Genomic DNA, 2,934 nt, shown 5'->3' with positions numbered 1-2,934 from the left:
GAGGCGTGCACCCGCCCCGGGCGGCCGCTGTACGCCGCGCACGCGGACCTGCCGGTGCCCGAGGAGGCGCACCTGCGCCTGTTCCACGCGGCGACGCTGCTGCGCGAGCACCGCGGCGACGGACACCTCGCGGCCCTGGCCGCCGCCGGTCTCGACGGCCTGGAGGCGCTCATCACCCACACCGCCACCGGCCGGGGCATGACCCCCAAGTGGATCCTGACCACCCGGGGTTGGAGCCGGCCGGAGTGGGACGCGGCGAGCGAACGGCTGCGCGGGCGCGGACTCCTGGACGACGACGGCGAACTGACCGCCGAGGGCGCCGCCCTGCGGACCGGCGTCGAGGAGGAGACCGACCGCCTCGACCGGGCGCCCTACGAGCACCTGGGCGCCGAGGGGGTGGCCCGGCTCACCGAACTGACCGCGGCCCTCGCGCGGACCGCGGCGGCGGCCGGGGCGTTTCCCGAGGGACTGCTCGGGAAGCGGTGAACGGGCACGGGGCCGGGCCCCGCGGCGACACGGGCGGCCCGCGCCCCGGACCGCGATTGTCGGTGCCACCTGCCACAATTGCCGCGCAACCCCAGTGAGAAGGCGGTACGGGATCGTGACGACACCCGGGTCCCTGGAGACAGGGTCCATCGAAGGCAGGATCGCCGAGGAAATCGGCGTACGGGAGCGGCAGGTCAGGGCTGCCGTGGAGCTGCTGGACGGCGGTTCGACGGTGCCCTTCATCGCCCGCTACCGCAAGGAAGCGACGGACATGCTCGACGACGCGCAACTGCGCACGCTCGAGGAGCGGCTGCGGTATCTGCGCGAACTGGAGGAGCGCCGGGCGGCGATCCTGGAGTCGGTGCGCGAGCAGGGCAAGCTCACCGAGGAGTTGGAGGGCCGGATCCGGGGCGCCGAGACCAAGGCGCGCCTGGAGGACATCTATCTGCCCTACAAGCCGAAGCGGCGCACCAAGGCGCAGATCGCCCGGGAGGCGGGGCTCGAACCGCTGGCGGAGGGGCTGCTCACCGATCCGTCCGTCGCCCCGCAGGCCGCGGCCGCCGCCTTCGTGGACGCCGACAGGGGCGTCGCCGATCCGCAGGCCGCGCTGGACGGCGCGCGGGCCATCCTCACCGAGCGGTTCTCGGAGGACGCCGACCTGATCGGCGAGCTGCGCGAACGGATGTGGGTGCGCGGGCGGCTGGCCGCCAAGGTGCGGGAGGGCAAGGAGGAGGCGGGCGCGAAGTTCGCCGACTACTTCGACTTCACCGAGCCGTTCACCGACCTCCCCTCGCACCGCGTCCTCGCGATGCTGCGCGGCGAGAAGGAGGAGGTCCTCGACCTCGTCCTGGAGCCGGAGGAGGCGACGGAGGGCCCGTCCTCGTACGAGGGCGTCGTGGCGCACCGCTTCGGTGTCGCCGACCGCGGCCGCCCCGGCGACAAGTGGCTCCAGGACACGGTCCGCTGGGCCTGGCGCACCCGCATCCTGGTCCACCTCGGCCTCGACCTGCGGCTGCGGCTGCGCACCGCCGCCGAGGACGACGCCGTCCAGATCTTCGCGGCGAACCTGCGCGACCTGCTGCTCGCCGCCCCGGCCGGGACCCGCGCGACGCTCGGTCTCGACCCCGGCTTCCGCACCGGCGTGAAGGTGGCGGTGGTGGACGCGACCGGCAAGGTGGTCGCCACCGACGTCATCCACCCGCACGTCCCGGCCAACCGCTGGGACGAGGCGATCGCCAAGCTGGCCCGGCTCGCCGCGGCGCACGCCGTCGAGCTGGTCGCCATCGGCAACGGCACCGCCTCCCGCGAGACCGACAAGCTCGCCGGTGACCTGATCACCCGGCACCCGGAGCTGAACCTCACCAAGGTGATGGTGTCGGAGGCGGGCGCCTCGGTGTACTCGGCCTCCGCGTTCGCCTCGCAGGAGCTGCCCGACATGGACGTGTCGCTGCGCGGCGCGGTCTCCATCGCGCGCCGCCTCCAGGACCCGCTGGCCGAGCTGGTGAAGATCGACCCGAAGTCGATCGGCGTCGGCCAGTACCAGCACGACCTGTCCGAGGTGAAGCTGTCACGTTCGCTGGACGCGGTCGTGGAGGACTGCGTGAACGGCGTCGGCGTGGACGTCAACACGGCCTCGGCGCCGCTGCTGGCGCGCGTCTCCGGCATCACCTCGGGCCTGGCCGAGAACATCGTGGCGCACCGGGACGCCAACGGGCCGTTCACCGGCCGCCGTCAGCTCAAGGACGTCTCGCGGCTCGGCCCCAAGGCGTACGAGCAGTGCGCGGGCTTCCTGCGGATCCGCGGCGGCGACCCGCTGGACGCCTCCAGCGTGCACCCGGAGGCGTACCCGGTGGTGCGCAGGATGGTGAAGACGTCCGGCCACGAGGTCGGCGCGCTGATCGGCAACACCGCGGTGCTGCGGTCGCTGCGGCCGGGCGACTTCGTGGACGAGACGTTCGGTCTGCCGACCGTCGGCGACATCCTGAGGGAGCTGGAGAAGCCGGGGCGCGACCCCCGCCCGGCGTTCCGGACGGCGACCTTCAAGGAGGGCGTCGAGAAGCTCTCCGACCTGGTCTCCGGGATGGTCCTCGAAGGGGTCGTCACCAACGTGGCGGCGTTCGGCGCCTTCGTGGACGTCGGTGTCCACCAGGACGGCCTGGTGCACGTCTCCGCGATGTCGAAGACGTTCGTCAAGGACCCCAGGGACGTGGTGAAGCCGGGCGACATCGTCAAGGTGAAGGTCCTGGACGTCGACATCCCGCGCAAGCGCGTCTCCCTGACGCTGCGCCTCGACGACGAGGCCGCGGCCACCGGCGGTGACGGCAGGCAGCAGCGGGGCGGCGGGAACGGCGGCGGACGTCCGCCGCAGCAGCGCCAGCGCCAGCAGCAGGGCGGCGGCGGTGGCCGGGGCGGTGAGCGCGGCGGCCGGGGCGGCGGTCAGCGGCAGGC

1 protein-coding gene and 1 pseudogene are annotated in these 2,934 nt (G+C 73.7%); both read left to right on the top strand.

The window, feature by feature from the left end:
- Window positions 1-486 (top strand): annotated as a pseudogene (locus GA0115242_RS09680) (hypothetical protein); the annotation flags it as partial.
- Between the two features lie 115 nt (window positions 487-601).
- On the top strand, window positions 602-2,934 hold a 2,333-nt coding region (locus GA0115242_RS09675), incomplete at its 3' end, for a Tex family protein (protein ID WP_107461365.1).

This window comes from Streptomyces sp. SolWspMP-5a-2 (assembly GCF_900091845.1).
Lineage (GTDB): Bacteria > Actinomycetota > Actinomycetes > Streptomycetales > Streptomycetaceae > Streptomyces > Streptomyces doudnae.
The sequence above is the reverse complement of the archived record's forward strand: the minus strand, read 5'-3'. Positions and strand labels throughout refer to the sequence as shown.